The organism is Pseudokineococcus sp. 1T1Z-3 (assembly GCF_037482365.1).
Classification (GTDB): domain Bacteria; phylum Actinomycetota; class Actinomycetes; order Actinomycetales; family Quadrisphaeraceae; genus Pseudokineococcus.
On sequence record NZ_JBBHZF010000023.1, the window covers coordinates 513008 to 527524 of the forward strand.

16 protein-coding genes are annotated in these 14517 nt (G+C 70.0%); 9 read left to right on the forward strand and 7 right to left on the reverse strand.

All coding sequences use genetic code 11. From position 1 onward, the window contains the following. The first annotated feature begins 75 nt into the window (after positions 1 to 75). A complete protein-coding gene (locus WDV86_RS09745) occupies positions 76 to 2895 on the forward strand; it encodes a YhgE/Pip family protein (protein ID WP_339567428.1) in 2820 nt (939 codons plus the stop codon). A 5-nt stretch (positions 2896 to 2900) separates the two neighbouring features. Here the strand turns inward: WDV86_RS09745 and WDV86_RS09750 are convergent, their stop codons facing one another. Together WDV86_RS09750 and WDV86_RS09755 are read right to left on the reverse strand one after the other, a co-directional pair. Then, the gene (locus WDV86_RS09750; RefSeq protein WP_339567429.1) at positions 2901 to 3878 is read right to left on the reverse strand and encodes a pirin family protein; all 978 of its coding nucleotides are present in this window, start codon (positions 3876 to 3878) and stop codon (positions 2901 to 2903) included. A gap of 16 nt (positions 3879 to 3894) precedes the next feature. Continuing rightward, positions 3895 to 4479, reverse strand: a complete 585-nt coding sequence (locus WDV86_RS09755) for a DoxX family protein (RefSeq protein WP_339567430.1) — start codon at positions 4477 to 4479, stop codon at positions 3895 to 3897. Positions 4480 to 4947: 468 nt separating this feature from the next. On the opposite strand from WDV86_RS09755, the gene WDV86_RS09760 reads away from it, so the two are divergent. From WDV86_RS09760 to WDV86_RS09775, 4 genes are all read left to right on the forward strand, one after another. Further along, on the forward strand, positions 4948 to 5178 hold the full coding sequence (locus WDV86_RS09760; RefSeq protein WP_339567431.1) for a hypothetical protein: 231 nt from the start codon (positions 4948 to 4950) through the stop codon (positions 5176 to 5178). 421 nt (positions 5179 to 5599) lie between these two features. Continuing rightward, positions 5600 to 5872, forward strand: a complete 273-nt coding sequence (locus WDV86_RS09765; protein WP_339567432.1) for a hypothetical protein — start codon at positions 5600 to 5602, stop codon at positions 5870 to 5872. Continuing rightward, a complete protein-coding gene (locus tag WDV86_RS09770) occupies positions 5869 to 6591 on the forward strand; it encodes a hypothetical protein (RefSeq protein ID WP_339567433.1) in 723 nt (240 codons plus the stop codon). The genes WDV86_RS09765 and WDV86_RS09770 overlap by 4 nt, the downstream gene beginning before the upstream one ends. A gap of 71 nt (positions 6592 to 6662) precedes the next feature. Then, positions 6663 to 7016 carry a histone-like nucleoid-structuring protein Lsr2 gene (locus WDV86_RS09775; RefSeq protein WP_339567434.1) on the forward strand — a complete coding sequence of 118 codons (354 nt, stop codon included), beginning with the start codon at positions 6663 to 6665 and terminating at the stop codon, positions 7014 to 7016. Positions 7017 to 7032: 16 nt separating this feature from the next. On the opposite strand, the gene WDV86_RS16265 is transcribed toward WDV86_RS09775, so the two are convergent. Then, complete coding sequence (locus tag WDV86_RS16265; protein ID WP_445263018.1) at positions 7033 to 7311, reverse strand: helix-turn-helix transcriptional regulator; 279 nt, start codon at positions 7309 to 7311, stop codon at positions 7033 to 7035. A 212-nt stretch (positions 7312 to 7523) separates the two neighbouring features. Here WDV86_RS16265 and WDV86_RS09780 point away from each other — a divergent pair, with 212 nt between their 5' ends. Further along, entirely contained in the window at positions 7524 to 7835 is a 312-nt protein-coding gene (locus WDV86_RS09780) for a DNA methyltransferase (protein WP_339567435.1), read from the forward strand. 15 nt (positions 7836 to 7850) lie between these two features. Beyond that, the gene (locus tag WDV86_RS09785) at positions 7851 to 8390 is read left to right on the forward strand and encodes a hypothetical protein (protein WP_339567436.1); all 540 of its coding nucleotides are present in this window, start codon (positions 7851 to 7853) and stop codon (positions 8388 to 8390) included. Positions 8391 to 8610: 220 nt separating this feature from the next. On the opposite strand, the gene WDV86_RS16270 is transcribed toward WDV86_RS09785, so the two are convergent. From WDV86_RS16270 to WDV86_RS09795, 3 genes are all read right to left on the reverse strand, one after another. After that, on the reverse strand, positions 8611 to 9027 hold the full coding sequence (locus tag WDV86_RS16270; RefSeq protein WP_445262990.1) for an AAA family ATPase: 417 nt from the start codon (positions 9025 to 9027) through the stop codon (positions 8611 to 8613). An 80-nt stretch (positions 9028 to 9107) separates the two neighbouring features. After that, positions 9108 to 9437 carry a hypothetical protein gene (locus WDV86_RS09790; protein ID WP_339567437.1) on the reverse strand — a complete coding sequence of 110 codons (330 nt, stop codon included), beginning with the start codon at positions 9435 to 9437 and terminating at the stop codon, positions 9108 to 9110. Between the two features lie 331 nt (positions 9438 to 9768). Further along, entirely contained in the window at positions 9769 to 10614 is an 846-nt protein-coding gene (locus tag WDV86_RS09795; protein WP_339567438.1) for a hypothetical protein, read from the reverse strand. Between the two features lie 715 nt (positions 10615 to 11329). On the opposite strand from WDV86_RS09795, the gene WDV86_RS09800 reads away from it, so the two are divergent. Beyond that, on the forward strand, positions 11330 to 11701 hold the full coding sequence (locus tag WDV86_RS09800; protein ID WP_339567439.1) for a hypothetical protein: 372 nt from the start codon (positions 11330 to 11332) through the stop codon (positions 11699 to 11701). Positions 11702 to 12936: 1235 nt separating this feature from the next. Next, positions 12937 to 13299, forward strand: a complete 363-nt coding sequence (locus WDV86_RS09805) for a hypothetical protein (protein ID WP_339567440.1) — start codon at positions 12937 to 12939, stop codon at positions 13297 to 13299. 158 nt (positions 13300 to 13457) lie between these two features. Here the strand turns inward: WDV86_RS09805 and WDV86_RS09810 are convergent, their stop codons facing one another. Further along, positions 13458 to 14162, reverse strand: coding sequence for a hypothetical protein (locus tag WDV86_RS09810; protein ID WP_339567441.1), 705 nt, complete (start codon positions 14160 to 14162; stop codon positions 13458 to 13460). Positions 14163 to 14517: the final 355 nt, after the last annotated feature.

Consider the following 14517-nt stretch of genomic DNA (forward strand, 5'->3'; position numbering starts at 1 on the left):
CCCCGCACCGACCCGACCGCCCGGGCACGCTGGACCGCGCTGCGCGGCGAGCGTCTTCGCGACGACCGTCCCGCCGTGGGCCCCCTCGGCCTCGTGGGCCTGGCTCTCGTGCCGGTGCTCGTGGCGCTCGCCTTCGTCACGGCGCTGTGGGACCCCGCCGACGACCTGGGCCGGGTGCAGGCCGCCGTCGTCAACCTCGACGAGCCGGTGGAGGTCGACGGGCAGCTGGCCCCCGTCGGGCGCCTGGTCGTCGCCGAGCTGGTCGGCACCGAGGAGGTCGCCGGCGTCGCGAACCTGTCGTGGAGCATCGCCGACGCCGACGGCGCCCGGGAGGGGCTCGAGGACGGCACGTACTCCGTCGTCGTGACGATCCCGCCGACCTTCTCGGCCGCGGCGACGTCGCTGGCCGACGAGGACGGCGAGCCGCAGCAGGCGGTCCTCGACGTCCGCACGACGCAGGACGGGCCGGTCGCCGACCCCGTCGTGGGGCAGCTCGTGGCGACGGTGGCCGCCGACGCGCTGCGCGAGCAGCTCTCGGCCCAGGTCGTCGACGGGCTCTACGTCGGCTTCTCCGGCGTCGCCGACGGCGTCCGCGAGGCCGCCGACGGCGCCGACCAGCTGGCCGACGGCACCCGACAGCTCGGGGACGGGGCCGGTGACCTGGGCGACGGCGCCGCTCAGGTGGCCGAGGGCGCCGACGAGCTCGCCGGCGGCGCGCGCCAGCTGGCCGACGGCGGCGACCAGGCGGTCGTCGGGCTGGGCCAGCTGGCCGTGGGCACGCGCCAGCTGGCCGACGGGGTCACCGACCTGAGCGGGGGCACCCAGCAGCTCGCCACCGGTCTCGGCCAGGCCGCCGACGGCACCGAGCAGCTCGCCGGCGGCCTGCGACCGCTCGCCGGGGGAGCCCAGGACCTGGCGGGTGGGCTCGGGCAGGTCTCCGGCGGCGCCGACGCCCTCGCCGGTGGCGCCGGGCAGCTCGCCGGTGGTGTCGGCGGGCTGGCCCAGGGGCTGGGGACCCTCGCCACGGAGGCCGCGCCGCTGCCGGGGGCCACGGCCGAGCTGGCCCAGGGCGTCGTCGGGGTGGGGCAGGGCCTCCAGGACAGCGCCGACGGCGCGGGAGAGCTCGCCGCGAGCAGCCGTGCCCTCGCCGACGGGGCCGGCACGCTGGCCGGGAGCAGCCGGGACCTGGCGGCGGCCGCCGACGCCCTCGGGCCTGCGCTGACGGGCGTGGAGCAGGGGCTGCAGCCGCTCGCGGACGGCGCCGGCACGGTCGGCTCGGCGGCCGGGGACCTCGGCGCGAGCGCTCAGGACCTCGAGGACGCCGTCGCCGGGCTCCCCGAGGCCGCCGGCCGTGTCAGCAGCGGCCTGCAGGCCGCGCGGGAGCAGTGCGCCGACGACCCGGCCCCGGCCGTGTGCGCCAGCGTCGTGGCGCTCGTCGAGGACGCCGAGGCCGTGGCCGCCCGGACGAGCGAGGCGGAGGCCGCGGCCGGTGGCGTCGTCGCCGCCGCCGGGCAGGTCGCCGCCGGCAGCCAGGGCGTCGCCGAGGGCGCCGTGGACGCCGTGGACGCCGTGGGGGGCGTCGCCACCGGCGTCGAGGGCCTCGCGAGCGGGAGCACGGGGGTCGCCGACGGCGCCGACCGTCTCGCCGGCGGGGTCCGCGGCGTCGCCGACGGCCAGCAGGAGACGACGGCGGGGCTCGCGCGGCTGGCCACGGTCACCGAGAGCCTCGGCGGCGGCCTCGTCCTGGCGGCCGACGGCGTCGACGGCCTCGTCAGCGGGGTCGGGCAGCTGGCCGGTGGTGCGCGTCAGCTCGCGGCCGGGGCGTCCGAGGTGGCCGGGGGCGCCGACGAGCTGTCCGGCGGCACCCAGGAGCTGCAGGCCGGCGCGCAGGGCCTGGCGCAGGGCGTCGGCCAGGTCGCGGACGGCGCCGCCCCGCTGGCCGCGGGCGTCCGCGAGTCCGCGCAGGGCGCGCAAGCCCTCGCCGACGGGGCCGCGGCGGCGGCCGAGGGCGCTCGCCAGGTCCCGCCCGGCGTCGAGGCCGCGGCCGGCGGCGTCGGGCAGCTGGCCGAGGGCACCCGGGGGCTCGCCGGGGGCGCGGACCAGCTCGCCGACGGCTCCCGGGGCCTCGCAGACGGGGCGGACCAGCTGGCCGACGGGGCCGGTGAGCTGGCCGACGGCACCCAGGCGCTCGGCGACGGGCTCGAGGAGGGCGCCGCCGAGGTGCCCGACCTCTCCGAGCAGGAGCGGGCGGAGGCCGTCGACGTCGTCACCTCACCCGTGCAGACGGTGTCGGCGGGCACGGGGACGCTCGGCGCCTCAGGGGCCGCGCTGGTCGCGGCGCTGGCGCTGGGGATCGGCGCCATCGCCACCTTCCTCCTGCTGCGGGCCGTGCCGGCGCGGCTGCTCAGCTCGCGGCGCAGCTCGGCCACGCTGGCGGGGCGGGCGCTGCTGCCGGCGCTCGCGGTCGCGCTCGCCCAGGCCGTGGTGCTGGCCGTGGCGCTCGGCCTGCTGCTCGGTCTCGGGGGCGGCGGGGTGCTGGCGACGACGGCCGTGCTGCTCGTGGCCGGCGCCGCGCTCGCGGCCTTCAACCAGGCGCTCGTGGCGGCGCTCGGCGGCCTCGGCCGGCTGGTCGCGGTGCTGCTGCTGGCCCTGGGGGCGGCCACCGCGGTGCTGTCGACGACGGCGCCGGCCCTGGCGGCGGTGGGCGACCTCAGCCCCTTCGCGCCGGCCCTCACGGCGCTGCGCGGCGTGCTGGCCGGCGGTGACGGCACGGCGGGCGCCGTCGTCCTGCTCGCCGCGTGGGGTCTCGGCGGGCTCCTGGTGACGACGCTGGTGGTCGCGCGGCGCCGCCGGGTCGGCGCCGACCGGCTGCCGGGGCTCGCCGCGACCACCTGACGGGCTCAGCGGCGGCGTCGGCGCGGCACCAGCCGGACGCCGGGCAGCGGGGGCGCCGGGATGCGCTCGTCGCCGTGGCCGTCGACGACGCCGAAGCGGCTGCTGCGCGCCTCCCACTCCTCGCGGGCGGCGGCGACCTCCTCGTGCGTGCGGGCGACGAGGTTCCACCACATCAGCAGGTCCTCGCGGAAGGGCTCCCCGCCGAGCAGCAGCACGCGGACCTCGGCGCGGGCCTCGAGCGGCAGCTCGCGGCGACCCGTCCCGAGGTGCAGCAGGCCGGCCGGGGTGCCCTCGGGCTGCAGCGGGGCGCCGTCGACGTCGAGGTCGGCGGCGTCGCCCGTGAGCAGCAGCAGGGCGTGCTCGTCGCGAGGGTCGAGCGGGAGGACCGTCGTCCCGCGGCGCACGGTCACCTCGGCGGCCAGGGCCCTGGTGTGGACCAGCGCCGGCGACTCCCGGTCGCCGAGCGTGCCCACCATGACGGTGCTGGAGGACGACGGGCCCTCCAGCACCGGCAGGTCGCGGTGCTGCTCGAAGCGAGGCGCCTGGTGGCGCGCCTCCTCGGGCAGGGCGAGCCACAGCTGGACGCCGGAGAGCTCGGCGCCGTCGTCGGCCACCTCGGAGTGGCTGACGCCGTGCCCGGCCGTCATGAGGTCGAGCTCACCGGGACGCACGAGCACGTCGCTCCCCACGCTGTCGCGGTGGCGGACCGGCCCGGCGAGCGGCCAGGTGACGGTCTGCAGGCCGGTGTGCGGGTGCGGCAGGACGCGCATCGGTGCCGTCGACGGGCCGTAGCGGTCGACGAAGCACCACGCGCCGACCGTCGGGACGTCGCGCTGGGGGAGCGTGCGCTGCACCTGCACGCCGCGGACGCCGCCGAGCGGCACCGTCCGGGTGGGCAGGACCTCCCGGCGGGGGCCACCGGCGGAGCCCATGGCCTCCGCCGGCACGCGGCGCTCCTCCGGCCGGGCGTCCAGGTCGCTCATGGCGCTGCGGCCGGGGTCAGGCCCCGGTCGTCTCCGCCTGCTCGGCGTGGGCGACCTGCTCGGCGTCCGAGGTCTGCTGCGCCGCCGCGGCGGCCGCCACGGCCTTGTCCCGCTGGGTGATGACGTGCGCGGCGGCTGCGCCGAGGGCGGTCAGCGCGACGGTCGCCATCCACGGGCGGTTGAGGCGGTTCCCGAGCACGTGGTCGAGGGAGTAGCGGCCGGGCCCGGCGACGGCGAGCGCAGAGCCGGCGGTCGCGAGCATCGCGGTGTACTCGTAGCCGCCCGACATGGCGAAGAAGCCGGCCGGGCGGTGGACCACGGCGGCCGTCGTCATCGTCGCGGCGCTGGCCGCCCCGGCGACGGGCGTCCCGAGGCCGAGCGCGAGCCCGGCGCCACCGGCCACCTCGCCGAGGCCGGCCAGCACGGCGCTGCGGCGACCGGGCCGGAAGCCCATGGACTCCATGGCGCCCGCGGTGGCGGCGATGCCGTGGCCGCCGAACCAGCCGAACAGCTTCTGCGCGCCGTGGGCGAAGATCGTCCCGCCGACGCCCGCGCGCAGCGCGAGCAGGCCGAGGTCGGTGCGGGTGTGGTGGTGGGTCATGGGTGCTCCTCGTCACTGGGCCCGTGCGGGCCGGGTCGCGAGCCGCCAGGGGCGGCCGGGTCGTGACGTCGTCGCTGGCGCCGACGCCGACCGTACGCCCCCGGTATTTGAGCGTGCAAGCAGATGCGCGAGCCCTCCCCACGGTCGGGTGAGTCGCCCTCGCCCAGGCGCTGGCCTTCCCTGCCTCCGTCGCCCCCGCCTCGGTGTCCGAGACCACCTCGACGTCCTCGTCGGCGGATTTCAGCTCGACATGGCCGCCGCCGGCCTGACCATGCGAGCCCACAAGGACCCCGCCGTCGCCACGACCGCCCTCGCTGACGCCATCGCCGGCTACGTCGAGGACTACGACCTCGTCCTCATCGACTCCCCCCCGGGCAGGAGACCTTCCAGCAGGCAGCCCTCGCCGCCGCCCGCTGGGCCCTCATTTCCGTCAAGACCGACGCCTCCTTCCGCAAGGGCCTGCGTGACGTGGCCCGCCGCCTCGGAGCCGTCGTCGACATCAACCCCGACCTCGACCTGCTCGGCGTCGTCTTGTTCGGCGTCAACCGCGCCGCCCGCCGCGTCAGCGACACCGCCCGCGCCGCCATCACCGACGACCTCGGCTCACCCGACGCCCTGTTCACCACTGCCATCCGCCACGCCGAAGCCGCCGCCCAGGAGACCCGCGACCGCGGCTACTCGCCTACGAGCTCGAATTAGCCGTCCTCGCCGCCCCCAAGTGGTACGAGCGCCTCCGCGGCGCCACCACCGGCCAGCCCGCCACCGGGGGAGAGGGCCCCAGCTCCCGCAGCGCCACCGGCCTCGCCGAGGACTTCCAAGCCCTCGGCGAAGAGATCATCGCCCGCATCTCCCACCAAGAAGCCGCCTCGAGCGCTGCCGCCACCACAGGAGGGATCCGATGAGCACCGACCCCACCACCTCCCCGCGCCGCGCCCTCGCCGGGCTTCCGCCCCGCGGCGGCCGCCCCACCGCCGGCGTCGCCCGCCTCATCCGCTCCAACCGCGCAGACGAGCCCGACTCCACCGAGGCCGCTGCGCCGGCCGAGGTGACCGGCACCGCGCCGACGTCGTCAAGCACGGAGCGACAGGGTCCCGGAGTGCCAGACTCACAGACTGCCGGGGTGCCGAAGTACCTCCAGCTCGTGCGCCGCGAGGCCCGGATGCACTCCGGGCAGGTCTCCGAGCTCGCCAACCTCACCCGTGCCCTCAACGAAGCCCGCCGCGGCGGCGGCCGTAGCGGCGTGGGGGAGCGGATCACCGACAACACCCTCGTCCGCGTCGCCGTCGACCTCCTCCTGCAGGACCCCCAGCGTCTGCGTGGCACCACCGAGGATGAGCTGCGCGCCAGCGTCGGCCTCCCACCCCTGGGGCAGGGCACCCAGGACCAGCGGTGAGCACCATCCGCCCGACCCCGGCGGACCTGCGCGCGCTAGCTGCGGCCGCCGACGACCTCGCCACCCGCATCGAGGCCGTGCAGGCCGCGCTGCGCGCCGAGGACCCCAGCGCCCGGTCCCGTGCCGGCTTCCGCCTCGACGAGGCCGTGGGGCAGGCCCGTCGTGTTTCCCGTGCGCTGGAGGACACCGCCGGCGAGCTCGCCCGGATCGCCGCGACCCCCGACCTGGCCTGCGGCATCGAGTGGGGCGTCTGTCCCCAGCACGGCAACACCCTCGTCAGCGACGGAGACCGCACCGTCTGCAAGGTCGAGGAGTGCCCGCGTCGCTGGGGGTACGACCGTGTCTCCACGCCATGCCCCGAGCCCGTGACACACCGCATCACCGACACCACCGGCGCCACCTACGACGTCTGCGACGGCCACGCCCAGCGCTCGAGAGCGCATCACCGGCGCCACCGTCGAGCCCATCACCTGACCAGACGGTCACTTCGGGCGACGGAGACCCCGCTCGAGCGCAGGCCACGGCTGCACCGGACCGCGCCACGCCGGGCGCGGCCCGACATCAGGGACACCCAGCTGCACCGACCGACCGCACAACGCACACCCCACCAGGTACGACCGGCCCGCCTCCCGCGCCGCCCTCCCCGCGTCCACGGCGCCGCGATGAAACAAGTGCTCGTGCGGGGGAGGGGCCTGCTCACTCATGGCTGTGGACCGTAAGTGCCGCCACCGACACCCCGGGTGGCGCGTGCATTGGAAAAAGGAACCGCCCATCCGCAAGAATGGCGGACATGGCCCAGAAGACGCAGATCATCCTCACCGACGACATCGACGGCGGAGAGGCCACCCAGACGGTCACCTTCGCCTTCCAGGGCACCAACTACGAGATCGACCTCAACGACGAGCACGCCGCCTCCATCGAGGAGTCGTTCTCCGAGTGGATCACCAACGCCCGCAAGACCACCGGCCGCAGCGCCGCCGGTGGCGGGGCGTCCGCGCGCTCGAGCAGCGCCCGAGCGAGCTCTGGGCCCAAGCGCACCGACCTCGACGCTGTCCGTGCCTGGGCCCGCGACAACGGCCATGCCGTCTCCGACCGCGGTCGGGTGGCTCAGCGCATTCTCGACGCGTACGACGCCGCGCGGTAGAAGGACGTCGCTGTCGCTAGTCGCGTGCGTTGTCGGTGGCGGCAGGAGACCACAGTGCTTCCAGGTCTTGGGTCAACTCCTGTGGTCTGACGTCAAGTGATCGCGCAAGTGCCTTGATCGTACTGAGGTGTGGGACCACGGCTCCGGCCTCCGCGCGCGCGATAGTCGGTCTGCTGACGCCTGACACTTCCGCGAGGCGCCACTGCGTAAGGGGCGCAGGACGCGCGACTGCGCTGAAGCCGGCAGCCCAGCTCCTGCAGCAACTTATCTCGTGACGCCATGATGCACAGATGATGCACTCTCCGCGTGGTGGCGTGTGAGGGCGCGCCTGACGCCTCCCACATTCAGTCGGCTCGCAGGCTCTCGGAGGTCAGGGCTGCATCCCAGGAGCTGGCTAACGGCCCCTTGGTTGCACCGGGCGGACGGGCCGGAAGGGCTGCGCTTGGTACCGCCTCTATCGGCAGCCTGGAGAGCTGGAAAAGCCAGCTCCCCGCCGCAACTTCTCGGATGGTGGCCGGGGACGCGCGCGAACTTGCGCTCGAGGCGAAGACCGTAGACCTCATCGTCACGTCACCGCCGTACTGGCAGAAGCGTGACTATGGCCATGACGACCAGATCGGGCTTGAGGCCACGCCGAAGGCCTACGTGTCCGCGATGATGGATTGCCTCAATGAGTGGCGACGTGTCCTGCGGCCTACCGGCTCGATCTTCCTTAACGTAGGGGACACGTACCACAGGAAGTCACTTGTGGGCATCCCAGGGCGGATCGAGGCCGACGCGGTCGACGCTGGCTGGGTGGTGCGCACCCGAATTATATAGGCCAAGGATGGAGGTATGCCCGAGCCGGCGCGTAATCGTCTAACGAACCGTCACGAGTACATCATCCATTTGGCGCCGCGGACTTCGTGCTACTACGACCTGTTTGGATACTCCGACGCTCTTGGTGGCAATGGCGCCAACCCGGGCGACGTCTGGCGGATTAATCCCGAGCGCAACATGGGTGCGCACTTGGCGCCCTACCCGCGCGAGTTGGTTCGGCGGGCGGTGCTCCTTGGGTGCCCCGAGCAGGTGTGCGTGTCTTGCGGGACGCCACGGCAGCGCGTGGTAGCCCGAACCCGACACCTGGACGAGGCCCGTCCGCAGGCGCGGCGGGTGATGGAGCTCGCGAACGCCGCGGGGCTGACCGACGAGCACATCGCTGCGATCCAGGCCACCGGAGTCTCCGACGCCGGCAAGGCGCTCAAGGTGCAGAACGGGACCGGCAGGGAATCGAAGGTGGTGCAGCAGCTCGCGGCCGAGGCCAAGGCCGTGCTCGGCGGATACTTCCGCGAGTTCACCTTCGCCAAGCGGGTCACGACAGGGTGGATCGACTGAAGAAGGCAACCAGTCTTCTACGAAGACTCTCCTCCATGTCGTTACTAGTCAACATGTCGTCGAGAATGTCGGGGTCGGGGTCCATGGCGACGCGGGCGAAGCGACGCTCGAACGCGGCGTCCACTTCGTCAACCCGCGGTCTGTGGGGTTCATCGTCGCGATGATGAGGAGGTTGCGCCAAGGTCTCGCCTGAGGCGACCTCGAAGGGCAGGTCTGGCTTTTATTGCTCCAGGTAGGTCAAGGCCTCACCGAACACGCGAGCGGGCTCACCGCGGCTGAGCTCGTCCACCACGAGCACGAACTCAACGTCGGGAGTGGCTGACGCTCGACGACACATTCGGACGAGAATTCCGTCCGTGCGCGCGAAACCGACGCCGTCCAACCGGGGCGCCAACCCCTGCATGAAGTCCTCGTACTGGTAGGACGGGTGGAGCTGCACGAAGGCCCGTCTTACGTCAACGCCATGGCTCAGCGCGTTCGCTGCGGCGTACCAGGACTTGCTTGTGCCTGGGGGGCCGGCCAAGATCACCCCGCCGTACTCCCTGAGAACGCTGACGATCTTCAGGAGGGTCGGGTCGTCTGACGCTAGAGCTTGCTCCTCAGGGTTATTCGAGGCGTGTCCTGCCACTGCGGACATCACGGATACGTTCAGGTCGGCGGCCGTCAGCCGCGGCTGGCGTGCCGGTCCGTCACTCCACTGGGCATCGTCAGATGTGGTTATTTCGGTTCCACCAAGACTGGTTGGGCTAATGCTGATGCGCTAGGGCTCTCGAAGAGAAGGTCGAAGTCGCCCGTGGCGTTGAGAAGGCGCACGTCCGGTGTGTCGTTGAAGCGGAAGATGGTACGGAAGGCGTTGATGACGTTGGAGGGTTGCTTGTCAGGAGGAAAACCCGGCCGAAACCCGTAGTCGCGCATCCACCAGAGGGCCCAGGCGAGGGCGGGCAGTCGAGTCCCGCCGAGCAGGTTGTCGAGTGCCGCCTGCGCGTGTTCGGGGCGGAGGTCCACGCTCTCTTGCGGCGCGTCTGGACCTTCTGCGTAGTCGATCACCGTCCTGGCGGCGCCGTTGGGGCGAGTCGAGCGCGGTGCCCTGGAGCCTGCGAGGTTTCGGTTGATCCAATTGCCGGACCCGGTTCCGTGTTCGTTGAACGGTCGGTAGTACGGCTTCTTCGCCCCTCCGCCATCGAGCGCTAGGGATGAAGTCAGCATCTTCCACTGCCAGGTGACGCCGCTGAGGCTTCCCTGCGCGATAGCGCGCTCTCGGAAATGAAGATGCGCGATGAAAAAGAGGGCACAGTGTATTCATGCAGGTCCGCCATCGCTGCCTTAACAACGCCGACGTCCAGTAACGCCCACTGGCCCTGCGGGGGTGAGGGACTGGTCATCCTTCAAAGCACCGCCAGTCGAGGCGGACGAACAGCGTATGAGGTGTGGCCAACTGTTCGTGCATAGCGGTGCTGAGTGCGAGAAGGACACCCTCTTTAATGAAGAACCGCTCCTTGTAAGAGGTCACCAACTCAAGTAGCCCGTTTGAGCCAGGTTCGTCCTCCCGTCCGTCGTAGGCCCGGTAGAGCAGTCCCAGCTCGCAGAGTGACTCGACGTCGGCGTTGTACTGTGCGCCAGGGTTCCCGAGGGTTCTACGAACCAGGTTATCGTCCGCTCGCCAGGCTAGCCCGTCTTCGTCGACGCCAAGCTCTATGACCGTGGCGAGGATAGAGCGAAGTTGGATCGGTACTCGGGCCAACTGCTGCAGTGCCGCTAGAAGGTGCTGATCGTTGGCGCCGATGACACTCTCCGGGTAATCCCTGGCCTCGAGCGCTCCGATGTCGCCTGGGGCCGCAAAGCGGGTTGCCGTGGTGACATCCTCGTAGTCAGTGGCGAGTAAGCTGGCAGTGAGGGCGGAAAAACGCTGCTCATGCTGCTCTTTCATGCGCAACATGCGCTCGACGGGATACGTTGTCTCGTCGTTCGTTGCTTTGTGGTGCGCGTAGCAAAGGAGTAGGAGGTTGCTGGGTTCGCGGAGCTGTTCTGGGGAGAAAGTGGGGCCCGCTCTAGCGGTGTTCTTTTCGCCGACGCCAACGATGTGGGCAATCTGTGCGACTACTTGCCCAAGTTCGTCGATGATGGGGCTGCGGCAAGTCGGAAACGCACACTGATTACCACTCAATGCGAACAGGCTCTTGATAGTGGGCTCGAGAAAGGGCAATCTTCGGTTGTTCGATGTCACGAGCTTCTCCCCAGCGTTGGGCGATGGCTGTCGCCTCGATGATCGCCGATGGTGCCAGAGGGTGCACCCATCGCAAGGAGTGTCGGGGAGCGTTCCGCAAACCATCGTTTCTGGCACAGGTGTCCGGCCAGGTCGTCCCGGGCGTCCGGAACCGTGTGCCACTACGCCCGGTGCCTCGGGCACCCGAGCAACGGTCACCCATTGAGGGACAGGTGTCGACACCTGCGCGTGTCAGGCCGCCTGCTGAGGAGCTCACGGCTCGTCGGCGCGGCGACCGGGCACGAGGTTGACGACCTCTGCGGCGCGCCGACAGGCGGGACCGTTGAGCGCTCGTGGGCCGTCCCGTTCAGCGCACCTGTGCGGGATTGGCCATCCGGACGGGTCATCTGGGACGCCAGCGTCGAGACGCCACCTCGGGCTGCCTCTGACCTGCGCGGTCACCGGTTGGGGGTCGACTGCTGGGACGGCGGCCTGGCCACGGGGCGGACGTCAACACCTCGTGCAACGGCCCCCTTCGCTGTCGAGGAAGGTCTACGCGGCGTCGCTGAAGACGTCCGGTTGTGTCGCTGCAGGGTCCGCCGCCTCGGTCCACTCAGCACAGGACTTCTTGTCGATGTCACGGTTACTGTGCGGTATGGCACATGAACCTACGACGGCCACTGAGGGCCTCCCCTCGTCGCCTGTCACGGCGACCAGCCCCGAGGACAGCGACGTCGTGATTGAACCCCAGCGTCGTGACCAAGCAGGCCGAGGCATCTACGACGCTTCGACCGAGATGATCGTGAAAGAGCTAAGGGAAGCCGGAGTTCGAGCATCGTTCCTTGATCCTCCGGCAACTCGCCTGTTCAACGTGCAGCACAGCGCGTGGGCGGATCTAGTGCTAGCAATTGTCATCAACTTCGGCTCCAGTGCGGCCTGGGACGGGCTCAAGGCGCTCATTCGTAAGTCTTCCCCACCAAGCCGGCATGTGAGTCTCTCGCTAACGGCCGTGGAGGCCGATGGTTCGCGAAGGGAGCTTCATGCCAGCGGCTCGGGCGAAGACGTCATCGCTGTGATCCAGGGTCTTCGTGAACGCCCGCGCGGCTGAACCCCGACCTCCGGAAGGCAGGCTTGGCGCACTCACCTTCGTAGAAGCCGGAGGTGACGGTGACTTACGGGAATACTTCGAACGCGGTCAACGTCAAACCACCTTGCGTAACGCGGAGAAAACCCTGCACGAGGCTCGCCAACTCGTGGGCCAGGCGACGGCAACCACCGATCGAGCGCGACGCGACAGTCTGCGGTCGACGGCTGAGGGCACTGCCCGTGACGCGCTGGCGGCTTTCCGCGCCGCGTTGGATTACGCAGAGGACTCAGAAGACGAGGAGGGTTTCCACAAAGCGCTTGACGCGGCGGGAAGATGGGTGCGGACCACTTTTGGTTGCCAATTGACACAAGACGGCCTCGCGTACCAGCGGACCTGTCCAGTTGACTTGGGGCACAATCGCATAGGCCTCAGCATTGGCGGGCCGGCAGTTCGAAAGTGTAGCCTGTGTGGTGATCATCTTTCGGAATGCGCTCACGTACAAGGGCGGGCTTACATGGTCCCCGGCGGTCCTGACGACCTCGGATGGTGCCGTGTCTGTCAAGAGGAGTCGTGCCGTCACTCAGCCGACCAGCTCTACCGCGTCGGCGTGACTGCGATCATCACCAAGGTTGACCTCGAGGAAGTAAGCTTTGTCTCTAAGCCGGCCGACCCCCTTGCTCGCATAAGAAGCGTACCGGTGAGTCTGGAAGACCTCAGGCTGCAGCTCGGGCCCACTTTCCTGCCAGGGGTACTTGTTTCCTGCGATCAGTGCCTAAGTCGTTGTGGCGGTCTCCGCAAGTACCCACGTGACCTTCACTCTCAAGGCCCCCTCACGTAAGTTGAGTATTTGGCTTGATGGAAAGCGTGACCACTGCCACCAGGTCAGGCCAGTGGCGAACTGTCAGCGGGACGTTGATCGTCCAGCGATGTCAGCAGGAGGCTGACCGGACGGCGGTCGTGAGCGGGACGTTGACCTTCCGAGACCACCGCTAGTCGGCCAGCCCTCGGAGGCCCGGATGGTGACCGGGTTCAGTCCTCGTGGCTCCCGTTGCCGCGGATGCGGCGACGTCGCGCGACGAGGATCAGGACGACGAGGCATGCGAGTCCGACGCAACCGCCCGCGACGACGGCCTCTCCACCGTGAGGAATGACCACCTCAACGGAGCTGGTCTGGGCCATCACGGCAGCGCTCATGGGTACAGCAGGGGACCCCTCTTGCCGGCAGTAGCACCGAGTGCCTCGATCTCACCCGATCAGTGAGCGAGACGACCACGTATGGACGAGGCGCCGATCGACGTCGATACCGGGAAGGCGCTGACCGGCTGACGATTGTCAGCGGGACGCTGACCGGCCAGCGGCTGGGAGTGGTCGTCAGGTCCGGCTGGGCAACAAGCATGCAGGCCTTGAAGACGGTGCAATCCGAGGTCTTCCCCGCCGAGCACGACCGGTGGATTGCGGTCATCGACGACCACGACTTCCCGACGGAGGCGTCATCGCCCCATGAGGTGCTCTCCGCGGTCCGGTCGACAGTTCGAAAGGTGCTGGGCTGGGACGACGTGGCCGTCAAGCTGCTCGAGTGCGCAGGCTGTCCCTGGCGACCGTCGGACGCGTCCGCGTAGGCGCGTCGCATGGGATCCGAGTGCGACGCGATGGGGAGCGGCGGTAGTGCCGTCGCGACGCCGCGGTCGCGCCGGCAGGGGACGGCAGTGGGACGGCCAAGCGCCGTGGCGACCTGAGTACTCAGGTGGTCGCGGGTGTTGCCCGCCAGCGCCTGGCGCTACTCGCCATCGTTGAGCACTATGGCCACTATTAGGTCACAGACAAAAGTCTGGAGATGAGCGGCTCTCAGGCCCACAGCGTCTCGCGACGGACGCTCCGCGTTGCCGTGAACCAGAGTGCTTCGCAAGCCGTAACACCTTGTGAAGAACTTGCCAACAGGCTCGTCGAAGTACGCCTTATCGCCCAATTGCTGCTCTGCCAAGCGTCGCCCCGCCTGACCAATTGACTCTTGGCGGATCCACTTCACCGACCCAATGATGGACTGCTTCGTAGAATGCGGTAGACCGCTGTCCCGGGTCATCTGGACCATATCGTCGACGAGCACTTGGACATCCTGTGCACGCCGTTGCGGCTCGATGAGGGTCTCCAATGCCATCATCAACATTATGAACTGGGCGTCGGCGCTGGCTTCATTCTGGGAAGCTGCGTAGAGGTCGTATGCAAGTCGTTGCTGCGGCTTCATTGTCACATCGGCCTCGAGCACTGATGCGAAGGCGGTGGCTAAGCTGTGAGAACTGCTGATTCGGTTGGCTTCGCCGCTCATGCTGAGGAATACCGGTTGTGGCTCGCACCTGAAAGCCATCAGTCCATGCACGTCGTTCAGGGCTCGGAGGCCACTCGCCTTTTGGGCTATCTCAAGTCCGGCTTCCGTAAAGCCGCCCCCCGGGGCCCGGTCGCCGAAGTCTGCGCCAATGTTCACCATGGCGAAGGCGACAGTAATTCGATCGCGCCATCTCTCCCCAGCTGCAAGTGCATCAGACTTGCTGGCGTAAGCGCTTCCCCGTGCAACTAGACGTCGTGATTGTTGTAGACTGTCGGCGCCGTCGGCTGGCGTGACACCTATTACATGCTCGCCGGATTGTATCTCCCAATGCGCCTCGGTCGACTGAAGTCGAACTCCGCCTGCCAGGTTGAAGCGCAGTCGGAAGCACCAAGTCATTGCTGCATCTTTGCAGTAGTCGCCTAGTGCGCACCTCATTGGGCCCCGCTGCGTGTCGCTGACCGGACGACGATCGTCAGCGGGACGCTGTCCGGACGACGATCGACAGCGGGACGCT